Origin of the sequence: Streptomyces netropsis (assembly GCF_014203545.1) — a bacterium.
Lineage (GTDB): Bacteria > Actinomycetota > Actinomycetes > Streptomycetales > Streptomycetaceae > Streptomyces > Streptomyces netropsis.
Map to the genome: position 1 here is coordinate 31,587 of NZ_JACHJG010000004.1, position 24,133 is coordinate 55,719.

22 protein-coding genes and 1 pseudogene are annotated in these 24,133 nt (G+C 72.5%); 13 read left to right on the top strand and 10 right to left on the bottom strand.

Features of this window, described 5'->3' with window-relative positions:
- Positions 1 to 21 precede the first annotated feature (21 nt).
- The gene (locus FHS38_RS11575; protein ID WP_184733454.1) at positions 22 to 1,176 is read right to left on the bottom strand and encodes a glycosyltransferase family 4 protein; all 1,155 of its coding nucleotides are present in this window, start codon (positions 1,174 to 1,176) and stop codon (positions 22 to 24) included.
- A 100-nt stretch (positions 1,177 to 1,276) separates the two neighbouring features.
- Positions 1,277 to 1,447: a hypothetical protein gene (locus FHS38_RS11580; protein ID WP_184733455.1), complete on the bottom strand. Its 171-nt coding sequence runs from the start codon at positions 1,445 to 1,447 to the stop codon at positions 1,277 to 1,279.
- Between the two features lie 193 nt (positions 1,448 to 1,640).
- Here FHS38_RS11580 and FHS38_RS11585 point away from each other — a divergent pair, with 193 nt between their 5' ends.
- A complete protein-coding gene (locus tag FHS38_RS11585) occupies positions 1,641 to 2,072 on the top strand; it encodes an SPW repeat protein (protein ID WP_184733456.1) in 432 nt (143 codons plus the stop codon).
- Between the two features lie 113 nt (positions 2,073 to 2,185).
- Here the strand turns inward: FHS38_RS11585 and FHS38_RS11590 are convergent, their stop codons facing one another.
- Positions 2,186 to 2,356 (bottom strand): hypothetical protein, encoded by a 171-nt coding sequence (locus FHS38_RS11590; protein WP_184733457.1) that lies wholly within the window; start codon positions 2,354 to 2,356, stop codon positions 2,186 to 2,188.
- 166 nt (positions 2,357 to 2,522) lie between these two features.
- On the opposite strand from FHS38_RS11590, the gene mdlC reads away from it, so the two are divergent.
- From mdlC to FHS38_RS11620, 6 genes are all read left to right on the top strand, one after another.
- Positions 2,523 to 4,175, top strand: a complete 1,653-nt coding sequence (gene mdlC / locus FHS38_RS11595) for a benzoylformate decarboxylase (protein ID WP_184733458.1) — start codon at positions 2,523 to 2,525, stop codon at positions 4,173 to 4,175.
- Positions 4,176 to 4,239: 64 nt separating this feature from the next.
- Positions 4,240 to 5,643, top strand: a complete 1,404-nt coding sequence (locus tag FHS38_RS11600) for an FAD-binding oxidoreductase (RefSeq protein ID WP_229822381.1) — start codon at positions 4,240 to 4,242, stop codon at positions 5,641 to 5,643.
- Complete coding sequence (locus FHS38_RS11605) at positions 5,640 to 7,049, top strand: cytochrome P450 (protein WP_184733460.1); 1,410 nt, start codon at positions 5,640 to 5,642, stop codon at positions 7,047 to 7,049. Before FHS38_RS11600 ends, FHS38_RS11605 begins: the two co-directional genes overlap by 4 nt.
- Positions 7,046 to 8,464 carry an alpha/beta hydrolase family protein gene (locus tag FHS38_RS11610; RefSeq protein ID WP_229822382.1) on the top strand — a complete coding sequence of 473 codons (1,419 nt, stop codon included), beginning with the start codon at positions 7,046 to 7,048 and terminating at the stop codon, positions 8,462 to 8,464. Before FHS38_RS11605 ends, FHS38_RS11610 begins: the two co-directional genes overlap by 4 nt.
- A gap of 66 nt (positions 8,465 to 8,530) precedes the next feature.
- Positions 8,531 to 10,318: a peroxidase family protein gene (locus tag FHS38_RS11615; RefSeq protein ID WP_184733461.1), complete on the top strand. Its 1,788-nt coding sequence runs from the start codon at positions 8,531 to 8,533 to the stop codon at positions 10,316 to 10,318.
- Complete coding sequence (locus FHS38_RS11620) at positions 10,315 to 10,677, top strand: hypothetical protein (RefSeq protein ID WP_184733462.1); 363 nt, start codon at positions 10,315 to 10,317, stop codon at positions 10,675 to 10,677. Before FHS38_RS11615 ends, FHS38_RS11620 begins: the two co-directional genes overlap by 4 nt.
- Before the next feature lie 195 nt (positions 10,678 to 10,872).
- On the opposite strand, the gene FHS38_RS11625 is transcribed toward FHS38_RS11620, so the two are convergent.
- Entirely contained in the window at positions 10,873 to 11,268 is a 396-nt protein-coding gene (locus tag FHS38_RS11625) for a hypothetical protein (RefSeq protein ID WP_184733463.1), read from the bottom strand.
- A 168-nt stretch (positions 11,269 to 11,436) separates the two neighbouring features.
- Here FHS38_RS11625 and FHS38_RS11630 point away from each other — a divergent pair, with 168 nt between their 5' ends.
- From FHS38_RS11630 to FHS38_RS11645, 4 genes are all read left to right on the top strand, one after another.
- The gene (locus FHS38_RS11630; protein ID WP_229822383.1) at positions 11,437 to 12,111 is read left to right on the top strand and encodes a response regulator transcription factor; all 675 of its coding nucleotides are present in this window, start codon (positions 11,437 to 11,439) and stop codon (positions 12,109 to 12,111) included.
- Positions 12,112 to 12,114: 3 nt separating this feature from the next.
- Positions 12,115 to 13,620, top strand: coding sequence for a sensor histidine kinase (locus tag FHS38_RS11635; RefSeq protein ID WP_184733464.1), 1,506 nt, complete (start codon positions 12,115 to 12,117; stop codon positions 13,618 to 13,620).
- A gap of 167 nt (positions 13,621 to 13,787) precedes the next feature.
- Positions 13,788 to 15,140, top strand: coding sequence for an FtsW/RodA/SpoVE family cell cycle protein (locus tag FHS38_RS11640; RefSeq protein ID WP_184733753.1), 1,353 nt, complete (start codon positions 13,788 to 13,790; stop codon positions 15,138 to 15,140).
- A 74-nt stretch (positions 15,141 to 15,214) separates the two neighbouring features.
- A complete protein-coding gene (locus FHS38_RS11645) occupies positions 15,215 to 16,762 on the top strand; it encodes an ATP-dependent DNA ligase (RefSeq protein ID WP_184733465.1) in 1,548 nt (515 codons plus the stop codon).
- Between the two features lie 2 nt (positions 16,763 to 16,764).
- Here FHS38_RS11645 and FHS38_RS11650 read toward each other — a convergent pair whose 3' ends face one another.
- The 5 genes and pseudogenes from FHS38_RS11650 to FHS38_RS11665 form a co-directional block, all read right to left on the bottom strand.
- Complete coding sequence (locus tag FHS38_RS11650) at positions 16,765 to 18,798, bottom strand: glycoside hydrolase (protein ID WP_184733466.1); 2,034 nt, start codon at positions 18,796 to 18,798, stop codon at positions 16,765 to 16,767.
- Positions 18,799 to 18,872: 74 nt separating this feature from the next.
- Positions 18,873 to 19,163, bottom strand: a pseudogene (locus FHS38_RS35250) (nucleotidyl transferase AbiEii/AbiGii toxin family protein); the annotation flags it as partial.
- Complete coding sequence (locus FHS38_RS11655) at positions 19,160 to 19,507, bottom strand: transcriptional regulator (RefSeq protein ID WP_184733467.1); 348 nt, start codon at positions 19,505 to 19,507, stop codon at positions 19,160 to 19,162. The pseudogene FHS38_RS35250 and the gene FHS38_RS11655, both read right to left, overlap by 4 nt.
- Before the next feature lie 300 nt (positions 19,508 to 19,807).
- Positions 19,808 to 20,209: a DNA-binding protein gene (locus tag FHS38_RS11660; RefSeq protein WP_184733468.1), complete on the bottom strand. Its 402-nt coding sequence runs from the start codon at positions 20,207 to 20,209 to the stop codon at positions 19,808 to 19,810.
- Complete coding sequence (locus tag FHS38_RS11665) at positions 20,206 to 20,454, bottom strand: type II toxin-antitoxin system CcdA family antitoxin (RefSeq protein WP_184733469.1); 249 nt, start codon at positions 20,452 to 20,454, stop codon at positions 20,206 to 20,208. The genes FHS38_RS11660 and FHS38_RS11665 overlap by 4 nt, the downstream gene beginning before the upstream one ends.
- An 823-nt stretch (positions 20,455 to 21,277) precedes the next feature.
- Here FHS38_RS11665 and FHS38_RS11670 point away from each other — a divergent pair.
- Complete coding sequence (locus tag FHS38_RS11670) at positions 21,278 to 22,588, top strand: phosphatase PAP2 family protein (protein WP_229822384.1); 1,311 nt, start codon at positions 21,278 to 21,280, stop codon at positions 22,586 to 22,588.
- A 510-nt stretch (positions 22,589 to 23,098) separates the two neighbouring features.
- Here FHS38_RS11670 and FHS38_RS36040 read toward each other — a convergent pair.
- Positions 23,099 to 23,512: an ankyrin repeat domain-containing protein gene (locus FHS38_RS36040; protein ID WP_184733470.1), complete on the bottom strand. Its 414-nt coding sequence runs from the start codon at positions 23,510 to 23,512 to the stop codon at positions 23,099 to 23,101.
- 421 nt (positions 23,513 to 23,933) lie between these two features.
- On the opposite strand from FHS38_RS36040, the gene FHS38_RS11680 reads away from it, so the two are divergent.
- Positions 23,934 to 24,128 (top strand): hypothetical protein, encoded by a 195-nt coding sequence (locus FHS38_RS11680; RefSeq protein WP_130877060.1) that lies wholly within the window; start codon positions 23,934 to 23,936, stop codon positions 24,126 to 24,128.
- Positions 24,129 to 24,133: the final 5 nt, after the last annotated feature.

Consider the following 24,133-nt stretch of genomic DNA (forward strand, 5'->3'; position numbering starts at 1 on the left):
GGCGGGCACGGCGGCGCGCGTTCAGGCCGCGCTCCCCTCCACGGCCGGCCGGGGCCGGGCGCACCGGCGGGCGAGCACGTCGTCGTAGTGGCCCAGGAGGCGGTCGCCGATCACCGTCCAGGTGCGGCCCAGGACGGACTCGCGGCCGGCCCGCCCGTATGCGGCGCGCCGGCCGCGGCAGGGTTCGAGGGCGAGTACGGCGTCGCGGACCGCCTCGGCGTCGTAGGGCCGCACGAGCAGACCGGTGCGGCCGTGGTCGATGAGGTCGAGGGGGCCGCCGACCGCCGGTGCGATCACCGGTACGCCGCTGGCCTGCGCCTCCTGCACGGTCTGGCAGAAGGTCTCCTGCGGGCCGGTGTGGACGAAGACGTCCAGCGAGGCGAAGATCCGGGCGAGGCCCTGCCCGGTGCGGCTGCCGAGGAAGCGTGCCCCGGGCAGGGCGGCGCGCAGCCCGGCGGCGCTGGGGCCGTCGCCGACGACGACGAGGCGCACACCCGGCAGCGCGCAGACGGGGGCGAGCAGCTCGACGCGTTTCTCCGGGGCGAGCCGGCCCACGTAGCCGACGATCAGCTCACCGCCGGGGGCGAGCGCGCGGCGCAGCTCCGGATCGCGCAGCGCGGGGTGGAAGCGGGTGGAGTCGACGCCGCGCGGCCACAGCCGCACCCGGGGGACGCCGTGCGCGACCAGGTCACGGGCGGCCGCGGCGGACGGCGCGAGGGTGCGGTCGGCGGCGGAGTGCACCGCCCGTATCCGCCGCCAGGCGAGGTTCGTGCCGGTGCCCAGATAGGTGCGGGCGTAGCCGCCGAGGTCGGTCTGGTAGACGGCGACGGCGGGCACGCCGAGGCGCGCGGCGGCGCTCATGCCGCGCGCGCCGAGCACGAAAGGGCTCGCGAGATGGACGACGTCGGGCCGGTGCGCGGCCAGCACCCCGGTCAGCCGTCGGCTCGGCAGCGCGACGCGGATCTGCGGATAGCCGGGCAGCGGCATCGAGGGCACCCGCACGACGGGGTACCGCCCGGCGTCGTCCTCGCCGCCGCCCGGATCGTAGGGGCCGGACGGGGTGACGACGAGCGGTTCGTGGCCGCGCCGGACCAGGTGCCGGGCGGTCTGCTCGGCGCAGTGGGCGACGCCGTTGACGTCGGGCGGGAAGGACTCGGTGACAATGACGATGCGCATAGGGGAGTTGTCGGCACCCCGCGCGCCGCGCGGACCACGTGGATCTTTCCGCCCGGGGAACGTCCCGTGAGCGTTGGCCGCGCGGGCCGTTCAGCCGGGTTCAGTCCGAGCCGCGGACGATGTGCGGCTCGCTGTCGTCCTCGTCGCGGACGGCGTTGCCCGGGGCTTCCGTCAGCTCCGTCCGGCCGGGTAACGGTCCCGGCGTCCGGTCCGGGCGGCTGGTCCGAGGCCGGCCCGCGCTCTGCTCCTGCTGTCCCTCGCGACGCTCCATGGGCGATTTCCCCCTCTTCATCCCCCTGGGATCCGCCGGTCTCCCGACGGCCTCTTCTTGCGGCTCCCCCGTTCCCTCGCTCCCAAACAGGCGTCAGGGGGTGGTGTTGTCTACGCCATCAGGGTGGAAATTGGGGCAATTGAGGTTAAAATACAGCCAGGTCGCACTTGAGTAGAGAAGGAAGGTGGCCGACGTGAGCGCTCCTACGTCGCCCCGTATCGACCAGCACCCGGACCTCCTGGCGCTCCGCGCCCACTCGGAGGAAACCACCGCGACACCCACCGCACAGGGCGTCGAAGCCCTCGCCTTTATGTGTGGCGTCTATCTGGCCGCCTCACCATGGATTGTCGGATTCAATGGCTCAACGACCCTGGCCATCACCAATCTGATCGCCGGTGCCGCCTTCGCTTGTCTGCTCGGCGGCTTCGGGTCGGCGTACGAACGTACGCACGCAATGAGCTGGGCCGCGCTGTGCATAGCCGCGTGGACGATCGTCGCGCCCTGGGTCGTGGCGGGCAGCGCCGACACCACCCGGGCCATCGTCAGCAACGTCATCGTCGGCGGCGTGGCCGTCCTGTGCTCCCTCGCCCTCGCGGGGCTGGGAATGAGCAGATCCAGGCGCTGACCACCGGAGGACACACCGAACCCACCCACACCGCACCGGCCTGACGGCGGGAGGCGGCCGCCAAGACGGCCCGCCTCCCGCCGCCGCGTCCGCGACCGGGCGCGGGACGCGCCTCAGCCGGTCCCGGCCGCCTGGCCGGGTTCGACCGCGTCGAGGGGACGGTCGGCGAGGGTGTCGACGGGCCAGTCGGCCGGCCGCTCCGGCGGCATCCCGCGCAGGCGCTCGCGAAGGCGTCTGTCCATGTCGTGACGGATCCGCTGGATGACTTCGTCCAAGTCGGGCATACCGGCGACCGTAGGACCCGCAGACCGGTCGGACCGGACGGAAAAGCAGGTTTTCACTCCTGCGGATGAATACTGAGCTGATCTTCGGCTGTCGTGGCTTTGCCGGGCGGGAAGTGGCAATGCTCCCCTCTCCCAACCGGCCCACCGACCCCAAGAGGTGCGAGGCATGACGACCGTACGCGCAGCCACACTTGAGCTGTTGCGGTCCCGTGGAGTGACGACGGTGTTCGGCAACCCGGGCTCCACGGAACTCCCCTTCCTCCAGGACTTCCCCGACGACTTCCGGTACGTGCTCGGCCTCCAGGAAGCCGTCGTCGTCGGAATGGCCGACGGGTACGCGCAGGCCACCGGCGGGACCGCCCTGGTCAATCTGCACACGGCCCCCGGCGTCGGCAACGCCATGGGCGCCATCATCACCGCCGCCGCCAACCACACCCCCATGGTGGTGACCGCCGGACAGCAGGTCCGCGCCATGATGACCATGGAGGCGCTGCTGACCAACGTGGACGCCACCGTCCTGCCCCGCCCGGCCGTGAAGTGGGCGTACGAACCACCGCGCGCGCAGGACGTGCCCGCGGCCCTGGCCCGGGCCTTCCACCTGGCCGAGACCGCCCCGCGCGGGCCGGTGTTCCTGTCGCTGCCGATGGACGACTTCGACGTCGAGCTGGACGAGGCGGAGTACGCGGCGGCGACGGCCGCGGCACGCCGCCGGGTCCACGACGGCACCGCGGCCGCCGCGCCCGCCGTGGAAGCCCTCGCCCGACGGCTGGCGGAGGCAGCCAACCCCGTGCTGGTGACCGGTGGCGCGGTGGACGCCGAAGGCGCCTGGGAGGCGGCCGTCGCGCTCGCCGAGCACCGGCAGCTGCCCGTGTGGGCCTCGCCCATCGAGGGCCGGGTCGGCTTCCCCGAGGACCATCCCCTCTATCAGGGCGTCCTGCCGCCGGCCCTCGCGCCGCTGGCGCAGACCCTGGCCGGACACGATCTAGTGCTGGTGGTGGGGGCGCCCGTCTTCCGCTACTACCCCTACGTGCCCGGTCCGGTGCTGCCGGACGGGGCCGAGCTGGTGCTGCTCACCAGCGACCCCGACGAGGCGGCGCGCGCACCCGTCGGCGACGCCCTCGTCGCGGGGCTGCGGCCCACCCTGGAACTGCTGACGGAGGTGCTGGAGAAGAAGGGCGGCACCGACGGCCCGGCCGCGGGAGCGACGACGGCGTCCGCGGCGGCGGAGACCGCACCCACGGCGGAGGGTGCGCCCGCCGCCGACGCGGCCACCGAGCCGATGTCCGCGGTGGACGCGCTCGCGGCCGTCGCGAGCGCCGCCCCGCCCGAGACCGTGTGGGTCAACGAATCGCCCTCCAACATCCAGGCCTTCCGCGACCATGTGCGCATCGACCGGCCGGGGTCCTTCCTGATGACCACCGGCGGCGGCCTGGGCTTCGGTCTCGCGGCCGCGGTGGGCGCCCGGCTCGGCCGGCCGGACCGGCCGGTGGTGGCGCTCGTCGGCGACGGTTCCGCCCAGTACGCGATCACCGCGCTGTGGACGGCGGCCGCCTACCGCGTCCCGGTCACCTTCGTGATCCCGGCGAACCGGGAGTACGCGATCCTCAAGTGGTTCGGCCGCTTCGAGAACACCCCCGGCGTGCCCGGCCTGGACATCCCCGGCATCGACCTGTGCGCCCTGGCCCGGGGCTACGGGGTCCCCGCGCACCGCGCCACGGACGCGGCGCACCTCGCCGAGCTGGTCGCGGCCGCCACCACCTCCCCGGACGGACCGGTGCTCATCGTGGCCCCCATCACCACCGTTCCCCCCACGCTGTGACCGCGCTCCACCTCGTCTTCTTCACACCGCCTCGTAAGCGGCCCCCCACCGCATGGAGTTGCCGATGACCGTGACCGTCGAGAATCCCCTCCTCACCGCCCTGAGCGAAACCCTGCCCCCCGGATCCGTACTGACCGGCGAGGCCGAACTCGACCTGCACACCAGGGATTCCGCGCCGTTCAGCGAGGCGGGCAGACCCGCCGCCGTGGTGTGCCCCGACACCGTCGAGCAGGTCCAGCACGTGATCCGCACGGCCCGGGCCTACGGGGTGCCCGTCGTGCCGCAGGGCGCCCGTACGGGCCTCGCCGGGGCCGCCAACGCCGTCGACGGCTGTGTGGTGCTGTCCATGGTCCGGATGAACCGCGTCCTGGAGATCGACACCGCGAACCGGCTGGTGCGCTGCGAGCCCGGGGTGGTCACCGCCGACCTCGCCGCGGCCGTCGCCGAGCGGGGCCTGTGCTACCCGCCGGACCCGGCGTCCTGGGAGACCTGCACGATCGGCGGGAACATCGCCACCGGGGCCGGCGGCCTGTGCTGTGTGAAGTACGGGGTCACCGCCGACTACGTCCTCGGGCTGACCGTCGTGCTCGCCGACGGCGAGGTGCTGCGCGTCGGCCGGCGCACCGTCAAGGGCGTCGCCGGATACGACCTCACCCGGCTGTTCGTCGGCTCCGAGGGCACCCTGGGCGTCATCGTCGAGGCGACGCTGGCGCTGCGCCCGCCGCAGCCGCCCGCCGTGGCGCTCCTGGCCCAGTTCCCGTCCGCCTCGGACGCGGGCGACGCGGTGGCCGCGATCATCCGGGAGGGGCACATCCCCTCCGCGCTGGAGCTGATGGACCGCACCACCACCGAGGCGGTCGCCGCGCTCGGCCATCCGCTGCTGGCCGGACACGCCGCGGCCACGCTGATCGTGGCGAGCGACGCGCCCGACGCCGCCGAGCAGGTGCGGGCGATGGCCGCGCTCTGCCGGTCGGCGAAGGCGCTGTCCGTCAGCGCCGCCGCCGACGAGCGGGAGTCCAAGGAGGTGCTGGAGGCGCGCCGGATGGTGCTGCCGGCGCTCGGCGCCCGGGCCGCGGCGCTCTCGGGTGACGTGACGGCGTTCATCGAGGACGTCGCGGTGCCGCGTGCCGCGCTGGCCACGCTCATCGACCGGATCGAGCTGATCGCGGACGAGTACGACCTCTACATCTCCACCGTCGGGCACGCGGGGGACGGCAATCTGCACCCGACCGTCATCTTCGACCGCTCCGACCCGGACGCGGTCCGGCGCGCGAAGGAGGCGTACGACGCCATCATGGCCGCCGGGCTGGAGCTGGGCGGCACCATCACCGGCGAGCACGGCGTCGGCGTCCTCAAGCGCGACTGGCTGGCCCGTGAACTGCCGCCCCGCAACCTGCGGTTGCAGCGGGACGTCAAACGGCTGCTCGACCCCGAGGGGCTGCTCAACCCGGGGAAGGTGCTGGCATGAGCGACACGATCGACGCCCCGGGGCTCGGTGACCGGCGCGCCGTGCTGCCGACCGCGTCCCGCAGCGAGAACCTCCGGCTCGCCTTCGTCTATTTCCTTCCCAATTACGTCAAGGGTGTCTTCCGTTCCCGCCCCCGCATCGCCGCGCTCGTCGCCCGGACCGACCCCGCCCGGCGCGGCCTGGAGCTGATGCGCCGGATGCGCCGCCGGCACGGCCGCGGCCCGGTCCTGGTGCGCGGCACCTCCGGGCCCACCCTGCTCGTCCTGGACGCCGAGGACGCCAAACAGGTGCTGGCCGGACCCGTCGAGGTGTACGCGGTGGACACCTGGGAGAAAGTGAGCGGCTTCGCGGCCGTGCAGCCCGAGGCACTGGTCGCCTCGCACGGCGGGCAGCGCGCGGCGCGGCGGGCGTTCAACGACGCGGTGCTGGACGCGGGCTGTCCCGTGCACCGGCTCGCCGACCGCTTCCTGCGGGTCGTGGGCGAGGAGGCGGCGGCCCTGCTGGGGCCCCAGGCGATGGAGGGCCTGCGGCCGGACGTCATCCGCGAGCGCTTCGAACGCGCGGGGCGGCGCTGCTTCCTGGGCGAGGCGGCCGCCGACGACGTGGAGTTCTCCCGGCTGCTCGACCTGCTGCTGGCCGAGGCCAACTGGATGGGCGCGCGGCGCTGGCGCACCGGCCGCACCCGCCGGATCCGACGGCGACTGATGCAGCGTCAGGCCCGCTATCTGGGCGACGCCGACCCGCACAGCCTCGTCGGGCTGTTCGGCAGCGCGCCCCGGGGGCCGGAGACCGCTCCCGAGGGGCAGGTCGCCCACTGGTTCATGGCGCTGGGCGTGGTGCACGCGGCGGCCCTCCAGGCCCTGTCCCTGCTCGCCTCGCACCCCGTCCAGTACGAACGGGCGCTCGCGGAGACGGAGTCGGCCGACCGGGCGCACGGGCCGCGCACGGCGGCGGGGTTCCAGGCCATGCCGTACGTGCGCGCCTGTGTCCAGGACGCGGCGCGGCTGTGGCCGCCGGTGTCCAGTCTGATGCGGCGCACCACGGCCGAGACCCGCTGGCGCGACGCGGTGGCGCCGGGGGGCGTCAATGTGCTGGTGCCCGCCGGGTTCCACGCGCGGGACGGCGAGCGGATCGACTACGCGCACCGGTTCGCGCCGGAGAAGTGGCTGGACGGCACGGCGGAGCGGGACTGGGCCGTCAGCCCCTTCAGCCGGGGCGAGGCCCAGTGCAGCGGCATGGAGCTGGGCCTCCAGCTGGCCACCGGGTTCGTCGCCGAGTTCCTGCGCGCCGGGGAGCTGGCCGTGGCCGGCCCGCGGCTGCGCCCGGACCGGCCGCTGCCGCACACCTTCGACGCGGCCCGGCTGCGCCTCGGGGTCCGTTCCCGTCGGCCGGCGGAGGGCGTATGACGACCGACAGCGAAGCGCACGCCGGGACGCGGGGCGCCCCGGACGACGGGGCCCCTTCCGAGGGCTGCCCCGAGGGTATGGACACCGCCTCGCTCGCGGCCGTCGCCCGCATGCTGGGCGAGGTGGCCGGGGTGATCCGTGAGGCGGGCCGTACGGTCACCGCGATCGCCACCGACCCGCAGTTGGCGGCCTCGCTCGGCCGCTCGCCGCGCACCGGGGTGCGGGCGGTGCGGGCCCTGGCCCGCACCCTCACCGAACCGGCCGGTCTGGGCTACGCCCCGGACGGCGGGCGGGTGGGCCGGGCCGCCTGGCTGGGCGGGGTGCTCACCAGCCGGGAGAATCTCGCGGTCGCGGTGGCGGTCACCTCGCTCAAGCTGCGGATCCGGCTGTGCGCGGTGCGCCATCCGGAGTTCGTCGAGGACGGCCCGGTACGGCGGCTGCTGGGGGCCATCGAGGCCGACCGGCAGACCCAGGCGCTGCGGATCTTCCACCGGACGGCGCGCGCGGACGGCGCCGAGCGGGCGCTGGCCGCGCTCGCCCCGTCGCTCACCGAGGTCATGGCGTGGAACGCGCTGGTGGACGAGAACCCGTTCAACGACGCGGCCGCCTGGTGCATCGTCACCGGCTCGCGGGCCGAGGGTGATCCGCTGCTGGGCACGGGCATCGGCGCCTGGGCCCGCTGGGACCGGGGCGCGGGCCGGGCCGTGGTCGAGCCGCCGGACCCGGAGCTGCTCGCCGCCCTGGACGACGGCGGCGGCATCAGCGCGCACCTGCGGAACCTGACCGCGATCGGCAACGACGGCCGGATGATCATCCAGCGGGTCACGGGCCCGGACGGCGTCACCCGCTATCTGGGGCTGCTGGCCGGCATGGCCTTCGGTCTGCCCCGCAACGCCACCCCGCAGGACCTGGTGGGCGCGGTCACCGCGGTGGGCCGCAACGACTCGCCGTACACCCGGGCCGTCCGCAAGGCCCTCGCCCAGATCGTGCCCGAGGGGGCGTCGATCGCGTTGATCGGGCACAGCCAGGGCGGCATCGCGGCCATGAACCTGACGGAGATCCCCGAGGTCAACGAGAAGTGGCGGCTGACGCACGTCGTCGCCGTCGGCTCGCCCATCGACTTCAAACGCCCCCTCGACCCCGCGACCCGGGTCGTCAGCCTCGTCAACGAGCACGATGTGGTGCCCAATCTGGAGGGCCGCAGTCCGGTGTCGGTGTTCCCGGTGCCCGCGGACTGGCTGGAGATCACCTGGGTGGACCCGGCGCACGACTTCCCGCAGTGCCACAACGTGGGCGTCTACGCGCAGAGTCTCGACGAGGTCGTCCCCGAGGCGCGCGACCGGGTGGACGCCCTGCTCGCCCCGTACCGGGGGACCGTCGAGGAGACCGTCGTCCTCCGCCTCCACGACCGCTGACCCCCGCCCGCACCCGTCCGGCACCCCTCACGTACGCCGGCATCCCGAGCCCTGGAGAGATGTTTGATGCCCCCGGTACCGCGGCCCCGTCGCGAGTGGCACTCGCTGCCCTTCCCGCTGGCGCTGCTGGAGATCAGGAAGCAGCGGGAGCTGCTGCGCGCGCGCAATCTGCACGACACCTTCGGCGCCGGCGGCGAGCGCCCGCGCACGCCGACGCCCGAGCTGCTGCCGTACCGCAGCTACGACGGCTCGGGCTACGACCCGGACGACGTCGACATGGGCAAGGTGGGCACCCGCTTCGACCGCAACTGCCCGCTGCCGGAGACCTTCCCGGACCCCGAGGACGACGGTCTGTTCGCCCCCAGCCCGCGTGAGGTCAGCAGGCGGCTGCTGGCGCGCCGCGCGGGCTTCCGCCCGGCGCCCACGCTCAACATGCTGGCCGCGGCCTGGATCCAGTTCCAGAACCACGGGTGGTTCAGCCACGGCGACAACAAGACCGACGAGCCGCTGGAGGTCCCGCTCGCCGCGGACGACGACTGGCCGCGCTGCCCGATGGCGGTGCGCCGCTCGCGCCCCGACCCGGTCGCCCACACCGGCGGCGACCGGCCGCCGACGTACGAGAACACCGTCACGCACTGGTGGGACGGCTCGCAGATCTACGGGTCGAGCGAGGAGCAGTGCCGGGCCCTGCGCACCGGCGAGCGCGGCAAACTGCTCGTCGAGAACGGCCGGTTGCCCGACGAGACCAGGGAGGGTCTCTCCGGCATCGACGCCACCGGCTTCAACGACAACTACTGGGTCGGGCTGTCCCTGCTGCACACGCTCTTCGCCAAGGAGCACAACGCGATCTGCGACCGCGTCGCCGCCGCCCACCCGACCTGGGGCGACGAGCGGCTGTTCCAGACGGCGAGACTCGTCAACGCCGCCGTCATGGCGAAGATCCACACGGTGGAGTGGACCCCGGCGGTGATCGACCAGCGGGTGACCCGCGCGGCGATGCACATCAATTGGTACGGGGTGCTGCCCGCCCGGCTGCGCCGCAACGTACGGCGGTTCGGCAAGGGCGAGGCGCTCTTCGGCATCCTCGGCGGCGCGACCGACCACCACACCGCCCCGTTCTCGATGACCGAGGAGTTCGTCAGCTCCTACCGACTGCACCCGCTGATCCGCGACGAGTACGAGATCCGCTCCCACCGCACGGGCGAGCTCATCGAGCGGACGGGTTTCGAACCGCTCCAGGCGCTGGCCACCCGGAAGGCGGTGGACTGCTGGGGCTGGTCCGACCTGCTGTACTCCTTCGGCACCATGAACCCCGGCGCCATCGCCTTGCACAACCACCCCGACTGTCTGCGGGACCTCGCCCGGATCTCCGGGGAGCACGTCGACGTCGGCACGGTGGACGTCCTGCGCGACCGCGAGCGGGGCGTCCCGCGCTACGCCGCCTTCCGCACGGCGCTGCACCGCCCGCCGGTGACCTCCTTCGAGGACCTCACCGGCGGGAACGCCGGGCTGGCGGCCGAGCTGCGGGAGGTCTACGACGGACGGCTGGACCGCGTCGACACGATGGTCGGCATGTACGCCGAACCCAAGCCCCGGGGTTTCGCGTTCAGCGACACCGCGTTCCGGATCTTCGTGCTGATGGCGTCCCGGCGGTTGAAGAGCGACCGCTTCTTCACCTCCGACTACCGGCCGGAGGTCTACACCGCCGAGGGCCTGGAGTGGATCGACCGCACCGGGATGTGCGACGTCCTGCTGCGCCACCACCCGGAGCTCGCCCCGGCGCTGGAGGGGGCACGGAACGCCTTCGCGCCCTGGACCGCGCTGCGGCCGAAGCCCCGGGGGGTGAACCGGTGAGCCGGGACCACCGCGAGGAACAGGGCGGAGCCGCCACGGCGAACGGCTCCGGCGGCCCCGGCGGGGCCGCCGACGGCATCTGCTTCGCCGGGATCGCGCCCTGGTCGCAGCCCGTGCACGCCCAGGCGGGCCGGCTGCGGGAGCAGGCCGCCCGGCTCCGGGAGGGCGCCGCGGCGGTGTCGCTGCCCGGCGCCGAGGGTGCCGCACTGCGGCGGCGGATCCTCGGGCACGCGGCCCGCGCCGAGTCGGCGGCACGCTCGCTGGACCGGGCGGCCGACGCCCTCTTCGCCCACGAGGCGGTGCTCACCGCGCTCGCCACGCGCCGGCGGGAGACCGGGGGTGCGACGCACATCGGATGACCGCGCCGTTTCGCCCGCGGCGGGCCGGTGGGGCTCGGGCATCGGCCCGCCGGGACGCGCCTTCCCGCCTTCGGCGGCTGACGGGATGCGGGCCATCTGCCCTGGTGCGGGTCCGGCCGGAGGCCGGGGCGCGCCGGGGCGGGTGAAGCGGCGGTCCCTCCGCTTCACCCGCCCCGGCACCCCGCTCCTCGTCCGCTAGGAGCCGACGAGCGCTTCCGCGGCCGGTCGCGCCGTCCCGGTCTCCGCCGTCCCCTTCGCGTACCAGCGGTCGCCGCGCCGCTCGGCCATGCCGTACGCGGCGAGACCGTTGACGTGCTTGAGGACGGTGCGTGCCTGGTAGCCCACGGTCGCGCACAGTTCGTCGACGGACGCCCCGTCGGCGCCGGACGCCCGCAGCCCCTCCCAGGTGCGGGCCTCGTGACGGCCGAGATCCGGTGTCGCGGCGGAGACCACCGCGCGGGGCTCGGCACGCGGCTCGGCACGCGGCTCGGCCCGGGGCTCGGCGCGGGGCGGTCCCGGGCGGGACGAGCCGACCGGGCGGGGGGTGCGGTTGACCTTGCGGTGTCTACGGCCCTTCTGGCGTTTGCTCATGGCTGATCCACTGCTCCCGTCCTGCTGGCGGCTCCTGCTGTCTGAAGGCGTCAACTCGGCCCGGCGCCGCCCGGTTACGGTAATTCCACCAGGTGTGCGAAAAGTGACACACGGTAACATCTCGGGCCCCAGGTTTCCTGGCATACCGGATATGTGACGCTGGGGGGCGTGCGCATATTGATGGTCGAGGACGAGGTGGGGCTCGCCGACTCGCTGCGGCGGGGGCTGGGCGCCGAGGGGCACTGGGTGGACGTCGTCCACGACGGACACCGCGGGCTGGAGTCCGCGCTGTCCGGGGCGTACGACGTCATCGTGCTCGACGTGATGCTGCCCGGCCTGAGCGGCTACGAGATCTGCGCGCGGCTGCGCAGGCTCGGCCAGTGGACACCGGTGCTGATGCTCACCGCGAAGGACGGCGAGTACGACGAGGCCGAGGGGCTCGACGCGGGGGCGGACGACTATCTGTCCAAACCGTTCTCGTTCGTCGTGCTGCTGGCCCGGCTGCGGGCCCTGGGCCGCCGCCGGGGCGCCGGGACCACCACGCTCCAGGCCGGGGACCTCGTCCTGGACATCGCCGGGCGGCTCTGCCGCCGAGGCGATCAGGAGATCGAGCTGACCGCCCGCGAGCTGTCGGTGCTGCGGTACCTGATGGCGAGCGCGGGGCAGGCGGTGGCCAAGCGGGACATCCTCGACGAGGTGTGGGACTCGCCCGCCGAGACCGACCCGAACATCGTGGAGGTCTACGTCTCCTCGCTGCGCAAGAAGATCGACGCCCCCTTCGGCCGCCACGCGATCGTGACCGTCCACGGCACGGGCTACCGGCTCGCGCCCGACGGCGGCTGACCCATGGGCCTCGCCACGTCCCGGCGGGGACGCTCGCGGCTCCTCCCCCGTACGGTCCGGGGCCGGTCCGCCGCGGCGGCGGCGCTGGCCATGGCGCTGGTCCTCGCGGCCGGCGGCGGCTGGCTGTACGTGATCCTGCGCGCCAACCTGCTGGACAACGCCAACGGCCGCACGGAACTCGCCGCCCGCGAGGTGGCGGCCCGGGCGGACGCCGGCCCGCTGCCCTCCCTGCTGCCCGCGCCCCGGTCGGGCGTCGACGTGGTCCTCGTCCTCGACCCGCGCGGCACGGTGGTCGCCACCAGCCGGCCCTCGGCCGGGCCCCTCGCCCGCGAGTTCGCGGCCCTGCGCCCGCAACCGGGGCAGGACGCCGCTTCCAAGGTCCTGTGCTGCTCCCGGGCCATGAACGGGGAGCGCGGCGACGTCGTCGTGGTCCGGGCGACCCCGGCACCCGGCGAGGAACGCTACGTCTACGCGCTGACCGTGCTCAACGACGTGGACGACGCCACGCACGCCATCGCGCTCGGCCTGCTCGGCGGCGCCCCGCCGCTCATCGCCCTCGCCGCCGCCATCGCCTGGGCGGTGACCGGGCTGGCGCTGCGGCCGGTCACCGCGATCCGCACCGAGCTGGCCGCCGTCACCGCCAGCGAGCTGGACCGGCGGGTGCCGGACCCGGCGGGCGGGGACGAGGTGGCGGCGCTGGCCCGTACGGTCAACGCCACCCTGGACCGGCTGGAGCAGGCGGTCGCCCGGCAGCGGCAGTTCGTCGCCGACGCCTCCCACGAGCTGCGCAACCCGGTCGCCGCGGTGCGCTCGCAGCTGGAGGTCGCGCTGGCCGCGGCGGCACGGCCCGACCACCGGACAGGCCACGGGACTGCCTGCCGGACGGGCTGCCCGACGGACTGCCGGACGGACTGCCCGACGAGCGGTGCCGTGCGGGCCGCGCTGGCCGACACCGTGCGGCTGCAGCACGTCGCCGCGGACCTGCTGCTCCTCGCCCGGCTCGACGCCCGGGTGCCGACCGGGACCGGCGAGCCGGTGGATCTGGCGCTGTTGGCCGCCGAGGAGGCCGCCCGGCGGCCGTCGACCCGCGTACCGCTGACGGTGACCGCCGTCGCGCCGGTGCCGATGCGCGGCCGGAGCGGGCAGTTGGAGCGGCTGGTGGCCAACCTCGTGGACAACGCGCTGCGCCACGCGGCCTCCCGGGTGGAGGTCAGCGCGTTCCTCGACGAGACGGCGGGGCAGGCGGTGCTGGAGGTCGCGGACGACGGGCCGGGGATCGCCGCGGACCAGCGCGAGCGGGTCTTCGAACGCTTCGTCCGGCTGGACGCCGCGCGTGACCGGGAGAGCGGCGGCAGCGGGCTCGGGCTGGCCATCGCCCGGGAGATCGCGCACGCCCACGGCGGGAGTCTGGTGGTGGCCCCGGGAGGCGGCGGGGCACGGCTGGTGGCCCGCTTCCCGCTGCCGGACGGACAGCCGGGGAAGCCGGGGACACGGCCGGGAGCCCTGTGATCCGGCCGCCGCGCGGCTTCGCGTGCACACGATCCGGACAATGCCGAGGTTCCTGAAGGAACCTTCAGAACCCTCAGGTTTCCTTCAGGACGTGCCGTCCATGATTCATGAGTGTGACCGTGGATTCCGTACGCGTCGAGGACAGCGACGACAGCCGGGCCCCCGAGATGCCGTCCGCGGCACCACGGCGGCGGCGCCGCAGCGAGGCACTGCTGCTGGCCTTCGCCGTCCTCATCAGCTGCTTCGGCTACGTCTACACGGGGCTGTCCCTCGAGGGGGAAGTCCCGGAGGGGGTCGCCGGATTCGCCGTCAGCATGGCCGCCCTGGCGCTGGTGCCGCATCTGGCGGTGCGCCGCTACGCCCCGTACGCCGATCCGCTGATCCTGCCCCTGGCGACGCTGCTCTCCGGCTTCGGGCTGGTGCTGCTGTACCGGCTGGATCCCGCGTACCGGGCGGCGTACGAGTCCGACCCGACCTCCCCGGGCCAGCTCATGTGGTCCGTCATCGGGGTCGCCGTCTGTCTCGGCGTGCTGCTGGTACTGCGGGACCACCGCCGGTTGCAGCGCTGCATCTACGTCCTGATGGCCGTGGCGCTGGTGCTCCTGATGGCACCGGCGTTCTTCCCCGGCGACACCTACGGCGCCAAGCGGTGGATCCTGCTGGGGCCGCTGTCGCTGCAGCCCGGCGAATTCGTCAAGACCATGATCGCGGTGTTCTTCGCGGGCTATCTGGTCACCCACCGGGACGCCCTGGCGCTCACCGGCCGCCGGGTGTTCGGGGTGCGGCTGCCACCGGGACGGCAGCTCGGACCGATCCTGGCCGTCTGGGCGCTGAGCCTGCTGGTGCTGGTCTTCGAGCGGGACCTCGGTACCTCGCTGATCTTCTTCGGGCTGTTCGTGGTGATGCTCTACGTCGCCACCGAACGCCTCAGCTGGGTACTGGTCGGACTGTCGATGGCCGTCGTCGGGGCCGGCGTGGTGGGCTCGACCGAACCCCACGTCAAGGGACGCATCGTCGCCTGGCAGCACCCGTTCGCGGTGTTCCTGCCGAAGGACCGGCAGCCCGCGGGGACGGGATCCGACCAGCTCGCCCAGGCCCTCTTCGGTTTCGGCAGCGGCGGCGTCACGGGCACCGGCCTGGGCCGGGGCCACCCCGAACTCATCGGCTTCGCGGGCCGCAGCGACTTCATCCTCACCACGGTCGGGGAGGAGCTCGGGCTCGCCGGGACGATGGCGGTGCTCCTGCTCTACGGGCTGCTCGTCCAGCGCGGGCTGAGCGTGGCGCTGCGCTCGCACGACCGGTTCGGCAAGCTGCTGGCGGTGGGGCTCGCGGCGGCGCTGGCACTCCAGGTCTTCGTGGTGGCGGGCGGTGTCATGGGCCTCATCCCACTGACGGGCAAGGCGCTGCCGTTCCTCGCCAAGGGCGGCTCGTCCCTGGTCGCGAACTGGCTGATGGTGGCCCTGCTGATCAGAATCAGCGACGGCGCCGGGCGCGACCGGGAGGCGGCCGGGGCCGCTTGAGGCCACCGGGATCCGGGAAGGGCCCGGCAGGCGTCCGGGAGGCGTCCGGGAGGCGCACACCGCACGATGAACGCATGCTTCTTGCCGAAATCGCCCGGGTGTCAGCACAGGTCGCGGCGACGAGCGCGCGGTCGGCCAAGATCGCCCTGTTGGCGGGGCTGTTCCGGGACGCCGCGCCCGAGGAGGCGCCGATCGCCATTCCGTACCTGGCCGGCCGGCTGCCGCAGCGCCGGATCGGCGTCGGCTGGAGCACCCTGCGCGACGCCGCTGCCCCGGCGGACGCCCCGACCCTGACCGTGCGGGAGGTGGACGCGGCCCTCACCCGGATCGCGGGCGTGACGGGCAAGGGCGCGCAGGCCGAACGCAAGCGGCTGGTGAACGCGCTGATGGGCGCGGCCACGGCCGAGGAGCAGCGCTTCCTGCTGGGGCTGATCGGCGGTGAGCTGCGGCAGGGCGCCCTGGACGCGCTGGCCGTGGAGGGGCTCGCGGCCGCGACGGGCGCCGCCCCGGCGGACGTGCGGCGGGCGGTGATGCTGGGCGGCTCCCTCGGCACGGTCGCCCGGGCGCTGCTGGCCGGGGGGCCGGGGGCGCTGGCGGACTTCCGGCTGGAGGTGGGGCGGCCGGTGCAGCCGATGCTCGCGCACAGCGCCAAGGACGTGGACGAGGCACTGGACCGGCTCGGGCCGTGCGCGGTGGAGGAGAAGCTGGACGGCATCCGGGTGCAGGTGCACCGGGACGGCGAAGAGGTACGGGTCTACACCCGCACCCTGGACGACATCACCGAGCGGCTGCCCGAACTGGCGCGGGTGGCACGGGAGCTGCCGGTGTCCCGGGCGGTGCTGGACGGTGAGCTCATCGCCCTGGACGCGACGGGCCGCCCGCGCCCGTTCCAGGAGACCTCCGGCCGGGTCGGCTCCCGTACGGACGTGGTGGGGGCGGCGGTCACGGTGCCGCTCTCACCGGTCTTCTTCGACCTGCTGGCGGTGGACGGCCGGGATCTGCTGGAGCTGTCGACGGCGGAGCGGCACGCGGAGCTGGCGCGGGTGGTGCCCGAGCCGTTGCGCGTACGCCGGCTGGTGGTCGCCGACCCGGCGGACGCCGGGGCCCGCGCGGCGGCGCGGGAGTTCTCGGCCGAGGTGTTGCGGCGCGGCCACGAGGGGGTGGTGGCCAAGGCGCTGGACGCGCCGTACAGCGCGGGCCGGCGCGGTGCTTCCTGGCTGAAGGTGAAGCCGGTGCACACCCTGGACCTGGTGGTGCTGGCCGCCGAGTGGGGGCACGGGCGGCGGACCGGCAAGCTGTCGAATCTGCATCTGGGGGCGCGGCGGGCGGACGGTTCGTTCGCCATGCTCGGCAAGACGTTCAAGGGGCTGACGGACGCGCTGCTGGCCTGGCAGACCGAGCGGCTCGGGGAACTGGCGGTCTCCGACGACGGCTTCGTGGTGACCGTGCGGCCGGAGCTGGTGGTGGAGATCGCCTTCGACGGCGTCCAGCGGTCCTCCCGGTACCCGGAGGGGGTGACCCTGCGGTTCGCGCGGGTGCTGCGGTACCGGGAGGACAAGACGGCGGCGGAGGCGGACACGGTGGAGAGCGTGCTGGCCGGCCTGCCCCCGTCAGCCGGTTGAGGTCACTGGTTGATGTCGGCGGGGCACAGGCGCCGCGGCTTCTTGTCGCCGCGCAGCTTCGCGTCGACGCAGCCGCCGGGCAGCCCGTCGTGGGCCTTGGTGCCGAAGTTCGCGGTGACGGTGAGGGTGCCGTCGCCGAAGACGGTGCGCTGGACGGTGCGGTCGGCGTTCAGGGTGCGGAAGTCGGTCATGGCCTGGGTGCCGGCCGCCTCGTGCAGGGGCTTGAAGTACTTCTGCAGCGCGGCGAGTTCGCTGCCGCGTTCCTTGATGGACGGGCCGTCGAGGACGAAGTTGAGCGGGGTGTTGTAGAGCATCGCCAGCAGGGCGCGGGTGGTCTTCTGCTGCGGGAGCTTGTCGTAGGACAGCTCCCAGCGCTCGGTGTTGACGAGGGAGTCGTGCAGCGCGGTCTCGAACAGCGGAACGCGGTAGGCGGGGTCGTACATGGCCTTCGCGACGTCGGCGGGGAGCTCGGCGGGCTTGAAGAAGACACCGGGGGCCTTGGCGGGGGTGTAGCCGCCCCACTTCTCCTTGTCCTTCTGCGCCTTCCACAGCCCGTCGACCACCGGTGTGCCGGATCCGTGGTCGAAGGCCAGCACCTGGTTGGACCAGGCGCCCGCGGACTCGGAGCCGAGCACGAGACGGTCCTTGCCGGACAGCCGCTGCATCCGGGCGAGCCGGTTGGCCCGGTCGCGCGCCTGGTCCATGGGGTGCGCGTCGCTGTGGTCGCGGAACAGCTCACCGGCGGCGTCGACGTCGAGGAAGTAGCTGTCGGCACCGTTGGCGGTCATCTTCTTGGTGCGGTCGGCGAGGAGGTGCCGGGTGGGCTCGGCCTTCTCGAACGCCTCGGAGCTGAGGTAGCAGCCGCGGTCGTGGAAACCGGGGACGGGCTTGCCGTCGGCGCCCTGGACGCAGAAGTCGGGGTAGACCTTGTCGGGCCAGACCGAGGTGGGGGCGTCCGAGGTCTTGGGGTCCTGGCCGTTGGCGAAGGAGTCGTACGGCCCGACGAGGTACCCGGCCTTCTTGGCGGCGGCGACGGCGGCGGCGTCCATGGGCGTGTCGTCGGCGTCGTAGCCGAGCCACATGCGGTCCACGCCGAGCGCCCGCAGCTTCTTCACGCCCTCGGCGGTCCGGGCGTCGCCCCACGTGTAGGCGTGGAAGGCGCCGAGCAGCTTCTTGGTGGCCGGCACCGCGTCGATCTTGGCCCGCAGACTGCCGAGCTGTCCGTGCTGCTTGAGCCAGGCACGGTAGTCGACGGCGGGCGCGACGGGGGAACCGTCGGTGAGGGCGAAGGTGACGGTGTAGTCGGTGGTGCCCTCGGCGCGGGAGAACCGGTGGGTGGCGGTGGTGCGCAGCCGGCCGTGGTCGGACGTCGAGCGCAGGGAGGTGCCGATGTCGGTGGGCACGATGTAGCTGACGCCCCGGCCGCCGAGGGTGTGACCCCACATCGGCATGGTCAGCGCCGAGGACATGTCGAGGTCGCTGTTGACGAGCTGCGCCCGGTCGGAGTTCCAGAACGTGTCGGCGACCGGTATGGACAGCCCTTCCCCGCGCGGGAGCTGCACGGCGGAGACGGCCCGGTCGGTACCGGTGACGGGCCAGGTCAGCGTGCGGTCGGCGGTGGCGGTGGACGTGACGGAGACGACGAGCCGCCCCTGTTCGGAGCGGGCGGTGACGGTCAGCCCGGTGCCGGGGTAGGTCCAGCGGGCGCCGTCGGCGGTGGCGGTCACCTTCCCGGGCTTGCCGGGTGCGGTGGCGGCGGGTGCGGAGAGCTCGACGTCCCCCTTCGGCGTACGCGCCGTCACGCGGAGCGTGGCCGCGTCGACGGTGGCGGTGCCACCGCGGACGGGGAGGTCGACGAGGTGCCCGTCGTGAACGCGAGCCGACTGCGGGGCGCTGGGCGCGGCCTGGTCCTTGACCTGGGGCGCGGCCTGCGGCGCGGTCGCCTGGGCGGCATCGGCGAGGGTGACACACGGCAGGGTGGCCGCGAGGGCCACGGCGGCGGCGCGGACGGTGCGACGGGAGGTGATGAAGTGCATGAGGAGTTAATAACGAACGGGATTAAGAGGGTTCTAAGACGGGGCGGTTGGGGGTGGGGTGGAGCATGTCGACTGCCTGTCGCGGGCCTCCGCTTCCGTGCCTGCCCGCCCGGTGTCACTGGAGGTGGCTCCCCGTCTGACTCCCCGCGCCCCATCGGGGAGCCGCCCTCCTCCCCGGCACGGACTGTCTCGGCGATCTTCTCCATCGGCTCTGGGTTCTCGGTGGCGACATCGAGATCCTGGCTGAGTCGGTTGACCAGCCCGTGTGCCTGTACGGCGTAGCCGCCCGTGAGTACAAGCGGGTAGGCGTCGCCGACGGCGAATACGTCCGCCAGGAGGCGGCGATGCAGGTCCGTGAGGTTCACGCGGCGGCCTGGGCGTCGGCAGCCAGCTCGGCGAAGGCGTTCTCCCAGACATCGCGGATGTCCTGGCTGATCAGGGTGCGCAGGACCGGCCACAGGTCGATGAGCACTTCACGGTTGAGGTACCGGACCAGGTCATCGTGCTGTCCCTCGGCGAGGACGATCCGGTAGCAGCTCATCCGCAACCGAGGCTGGCCCAGATCGAACTGGGACAACCCGGACCACGCGAGATGCAGCGGCAGACTGACGGTGCCGTGGGCGGGTCCGTCGAGCTCCGACAGCTCGCCAGGAAGCCGTCGGGCGAACTTGGCTCGACGGAGCTCGGAGACGCTGGGCATGGCGGCCATGCCTCGATTATCCCGCAAGGAGGCGGGGCGGCACGGTGATTGCCACACACGAAGTGCCGCACGACAAAAAGCCCCGGGCCATTGGCCTGAGGCTTCCTGATGGAGCGGGGTGACGAGAATCAAACTCGCGCTCTGAGTTTGGGAATCACGGGTGGTCTACGGGCATCCGGCCCGCTGACCAGGCTCGATGAAAGCTGAAGGCCCGCCCGGACGTAAGGCCTTGGCCCGCTGTTGCCCGTGGTTGCCCAGTCGGTCTGGCCCGTTCCGGCACAAGAGGTCAGGCAGCGCAGCGTCGAGGGATCAGAGGCTGATGACGCGGACGTGGTCGCCGCAGAGTTTGACCATGTCGTCGGTGTCGGATGTCAGAAGCGCGACTGGCCTTGGCTGGCGCAGTGCCACTTCCGCCACGGTGGCGTCGATGGCGTACTTGTGGCCGTGCAGACCGGCTTCCTTGAGGAGTTCGGCTGCGGCCTTCGCGGCTTGTTCCGTGACCGGTTCCACCTTCACCCGCGACAGCGCCCAATTGAGGCGAGAAAGGTTCATGCGTGTGTGGCTGACCTCCACGATGGTGTTTGCCCCGACGACAAGGTCGGCCCCGGTGTCGTGGAACACCTTCAACATGGCGAGCAGCTTGCGGTCCTGCACGAGCCAGGCCGAGAGCCCTTCCGAGTCCAGGACGACGGTCTCGAAGCGCTCACTCACGCAGCGTCCGTGCGCTGGCCGGTGCCGGCAGTGCCGAAGATCTTCGCTCGGGCTTCTGCGAGTTCCTCGTCGGTGAAGTTGCCGTGCTCCCCTTCATAGCGCCGTAGATCATCGCCCAGAAGCTGGTGTCTGATCTGGCGGGCCACCGCCTCTGCCACATATCCGGAAACGTTGTCCGTGAGCTTGCGGAGCTCCGCCACTTGTTCGCTGGGTAGCGTGACAGTGATACGAGTCGTGGAGGACATGCGACTAGCATACCGAAGTATGCGCCGTGACACCTATGGCTTCGCGATGGGCTCCGAGAGGAGTGCGACGACGCGGATGTCGAGGCCAGCACCTCGATGAGGCCCAGGCGGCCACGCGAACCGCCGACACGCAGGACGCGCCGAGTGGGGCCGTCCGGCGACGGATGAACCACCAGGGCAAGCTTGCCCCGCCGAAACGGCCCGCTCGTCAAACACGGAGTTCAGCACCTCCCGCCCTCCATCCGGCGACCGCCGGGACGGCACCCGCCCCGCCTCGCGGCCGGCCGGAGCGGCTTCAGCCGGTGCCCTCTCCACGTTGAGGCTGGGTACATCAAGCTTCCGCGAGCCGTAGGCCGCCGACGCCGTCGGAAGAGCGCGAGCACGTACTCCGGATCACTCCCGCGCGTGCGGAGGAAAACCTCGGCCGGTCTCCGCTGTCGCGCTCCCCACGAGGGCCCCCAGGGGGAACCACCGACGCCCCTGCCCCTCCAGGGCGGAGGTCGGACTCTTCCCCGACAAATGACTCCGCTCAGCAGTCAGCCCATCACCTTGCGGATACCCCATACTCACGGCTTACCGCAACGACCACACCGCGCCGGCCCCCACACAACACACTGACCTTCGCACTACTCGCAACCAGCGAAACCCACCCGTACCGCTCCGATAGCATGTTCGAGCTCCGGGCATCAGCCTCATCGCCCGTCCTTCACCGGAAAATCATGCTATCCGGCACGAAGGGTGACCTATTTAGCGAAAATCTAACAAATCGGCCAAACAATTGATACCTAAAGCATCGCGGGCGTTTTCGCGAATAAACTTCAGAATGGCGTTCGCCGCGTGGCGTCGGCCACGGGTGATGCTGTGGGCCGCGGCGAGTGTGGTGACCCTCGGATTCCTCATCGTGCTGGAGATCGCCGCACGTCACTACGGCCTGCCGGGGCCGATGACCAACCAGGCGAAAGAAGTCGTACTCGCCCCTAAATCGGGTCCGCTGTTGTACGCCAGCATGGCGTTGATGATGGTGGTGCTCACCTGGCGGCAACGGTTCATCGCAGTGGGTGTCGCCGTCGGCATCGATATCGCCTTCTGGCTCGTGCGGTGGGCGGTCGACGCCAAGATGATGTTCGGCAACGGCGCGTTGTGGGTGATTCTGGGCGTTGCTGTCATTGCTGTCACACGCCGCACCGGCCGGGAACGTGTCCTGCTGCTGAAGGGCGTCGGGCTGGGCCTGCTGCTGGTGGCCGGCCGCAAGACCGGCGACACCTGGCTGCTCATCACGTCGAAGACCCGCCCGGCGGTGCTCGACCAGTATGTGGCAACCGCGGATCACGCGCTGGGCAACCCGTCGTGGCTGGTAGGCCGGATGGTCGAGGCCACCGGCCCGATCGGTAACCATCTTCTCGACTGGGTCTACATTCAGCTTGCGGTGGCCGCGGTCGGCGTCGCCCTGTACCAGCTGCGCAACGTGGCGACCGAGCGCCGATTCCCGGCCCATCACCTGGTGCGCACCTTTCTGGTGATCGGCCTGCTCGGGCCGGGCATCTACATGATCTACCCGGTCGTCGGACCGATCTTCGCCTACGGCGCCGACGGCGGGCACTGGGCGGTGGCCGACCTGTGGCCGAACACGCCGCCGCCGATCAGCGCCCCGGTCTCGATGCCGTTCGACGAGATCACCCCTCGCAACTGCATGCCCAGCCTGCACACGGCGTGGGCTACCGCGATCTTCATTCATTCCCGCAAGGGCCCAAGGATTCTGCGATTCTTTGGCGTGTTCTGGCTGATTACCACGCTCGGCGCAACGCTGGGATTCGGCTACCACTACGGCGCGGATATCATTGCCGGCGTGGTGTTTACGTTCACCATCGAGGCAGCGCTGCGCTCACTCGCACGTGGCTGGGACCGGTCGGGAATCCAGCTGGTCGCTTATGGCACGACGGTCTTTGCCGCGCTCCTGCTGTCGTATCGCTATCTGTCGATGGAGATGGCCGAATACCCGTGGGTGTTCGGACCGCTTCTCATTCTGGCGATGGCCTCCGTGGTCTACGGCTACGTGCGGACCACCAAACGGTGGGAACCGAAGGCCGTACCAGTGCGGCAACCGGCACCGGAACCGCAACCCGAACTGGTCTGAGTCGTACGGCATCAGGTTGCGGGCCGAGCGCTTCCCGGGTGGGGCCGGGAAGCGCTCGGCCCCGAGGGTCCGCCCCACTCGTGGCCCCGTCCGGGATCACGTCGCAGAGGAGTCCGTCGCATCCGACGCGGCGGACCCGACCGGATCCTCCCGCCCGACTCCATCGGCGCCGACCGGTGGAATTTCGCTTGCCAAGACGCGCCAAGAGTCGCCAAGAGGGCAGCAACAGACGAAATAGACCCCGCAGGGCCATCGGCCCCATGGGGTGCGCCGGGGCAGCAGCCGCCTTGGACGCGTGTGCGGCGCGGGTATCCGCCCACGACCGGCCCGCCCATGAAAGGGTCGATCGCCGCCGGCGATCTGCCGCCCCTCGACGCGAAAGAGCTGGACCTCACGGAAGACGGCCGCGTCAGGGCACCTGTTTGGCTCGTCGAAGCCCGTAAGAGGTTCGGCCGCGCGAAGTCAGGGGCGGGCACCCGGCATCACCGGCCCCCGCCCCCACCACCCCGCTCACTCCCCCCGGAACAGCTCCACCAGGTCCTGGCGCCCGAATACGCCCGCCGCCTCGATCGCCGACGGCGAGCCCGCCTCCGGGTCCGCGCCGTGGGCGAGGAGGACGCGGACGACCTCGTCCTCCCCCTTGAAGACGGCGCCGCCCAGGGGCGTCTGGCCGCGGTCGTTGGGGCGGTTCGGGTCGGCGCCGCGCTGGAGCAGGGCGTTCACCGCGTCGAGGTGGCCGTGGTAGGCGGCCAGCATGATGAGGGAGTCACCCCTGTCGTTGGTGAGGTTGGCCGGGACACCCGCGTCCACGTAGGCGGCGAGGGTGTCGGTGTCCCCGTGTCGCGCCAGGTCGAAGACCTTGGACGCGAGCTGGAGCATCTCGGGGTCGTGTGCGGGCTCGGTCTCGGGGGTCGGCTCGGTCATGGTCTGCGGTCCTCCGGGTTCGGCGCCTAGAGCGGCACCCCGACGTGGGTGCCGCTCTACCCTACGTACGGCCGCGCGCGGGGGAACCGGCAGTGCCGTGCGGCGCGCGTCGCTTCGGCCAACCGGCCCCCGGCGGGCTCGTCGACGGACCCCCGACGGGGTTCGGGTGCGTCCGTCCGGGTGAATCGCCGCCGATCTCCGACGGCGGGCGGCAGCGACGCGGCGCGGGTGCCGATGATCGCCGGGGAGCCGGTTTCGGGCCGTGATTGCGGGGTTCGCCTCCCCACCCGAGGCGATCACCCGCCCTCCCGATCGAGTGAATCGAACGATCAATAACCCTTTTGCCGCTTTTGCCGTATTAACACTTTCTGTGAGGCTGGAGGGACTCATGGTGACCGTCCCCCACCAACAGGAGAACCCCATGATTCTGACCATCTCCGGCGTCGTGCTCCTCGGTGTCGTCGTGTTCCTGTTCTTCAGGAAGGACGGCCTGAAGGCATCGCACGCGCTCGTCTGCTGCCTCTTCGGCTTCTACCTCGCGGGCACGGCGATCGCGCCCAGCATCAAGGCGGGCGGGGCGAGCCTCGCGAGCCTCCTGGGCGGGCTCAAGTTCTGACACCT

Coding starts and splice junctions, on each gene's coding strand:
- FHS38_RS11605 (WP_184733460.1), top strand. CDS start 5,640: ATGAGCGACACGATCGACGCCCCGGGGCTCGGTGACCGGCGCGCCGTG.
- FHS38_RS11665 (WP_184733469.1), bottom strand. CDS start 20,454: ATGTCCTCCACGACTCGTATCACTGTCACGCTACCCAGCGAACAAGTG.
- FHS38_RS11680 (WP_130877060.1), top strand. CDS start 23,934: ATGATTCTGACCATCTCCGGCGTCGTGCTCCTCGGTGTCGTCGTGTTC.
- FHS38_RS11575 (WP_184733454.1), bottom strand. CDS start 1,176: ATGCGCATCGTCATTGTCACCGAGTCCTTCCCGCCCGACGTCAACGGC.
- FHS38_RS36040 (WP_184733470.1), bottom strand. CDS start 23,512: ATGACCGAGCCGACCCCCGAGACCGAGCCCGCACACGACCCCGAGATG.
- FHS38_RS11655 (WP_184733467.1), bottom strand. CDS start 19,507: ATGGCCGCCATGCCCAGCGTCTCCGAGCTCCGTCGAGCCAAGTTCGCC.
- FHS38_RS11645 (WP_184733465.1), top strand. CDS start 15,215: ATGCTTCTTGCCGAAATCGCCCGGGTGTCAGCACAGGTCGCGGCGACG.
- FHS38_RS11635 (WP_184733464.1), top strand. CDS start 12,115: ATGGGCCTCGCCACGTCCCGGCGGGGACGCTCGCGGCTCCTCCCCCGT.
- mdlC (WP_184733458.1), top strand. CDS start 2,523: ATGACGACCGTACGCGCAGCCACACTTGAGCTGTTGCGGTCCCGTGGA.
- FHS38_RS11650 (WP_184733466.1), bottom strand. CDS start 18,798: ATGCACTTCATCACCTCCCGTCGCACCGTCCGCGCCGCCGCCGTGGCC.
- FHS38_RS11590 (WP_184733457.1), bottom strand. CDS start 2,356: ATGCCCGACTTGGACGAAGTCATCCAGCGGATCCGTCACGACATGGAC.
- FHS38_RS11670 (WP_229822384.1), top strand. CDS start 21,278: ATGGCGTTCGCCGCGTGGCGTCGGCCACGGGTGATGCTGTGGGCCGCG.
- FHS38_RS11580 (WP_184733455.1), bottom strand. CDS start 1,447: ATGGAGCGTCGCGAGGGACAGCAGGAGCAGAGCGCGGGCCGGCCTCGG.
- FHS38_RS11615 (WP_184733461.1), top strand. CDS start 8,531: ATGCCCCCGGTACCGCGGCCCCGTCGCGAGTGGCACTCGCTGCCCTTC.
- FHS38_RS11600 (WP_229822381.1), top strand. CDS start 4,240: ATGACCGTGACCGTCGAGAATCCCCTCCTCACCGCCCTGAGCGAAACC.
- FHS38_RS11640 (WP_184733753.1), top strand. CDS start 13,788: ATGCCGTCCGCGGCACCACGGCGGCGGCGCCGCAGCGAGGCACTGCTG.
- FHS38_RS11610 (WP_229822382.1), top strand. CDS start 7,046: ATGACGACCGACAGCGAAGCGCACGCCGGGACGCGGGGCGCCCCGGAC.
- FHS38_RS11625 (WP_184733463.1), bottom strand. CDS start 11,268: ATGAGCAAACGCCAGAAGGGCCGTAGACACCGCAAGGTCAACCGCACC.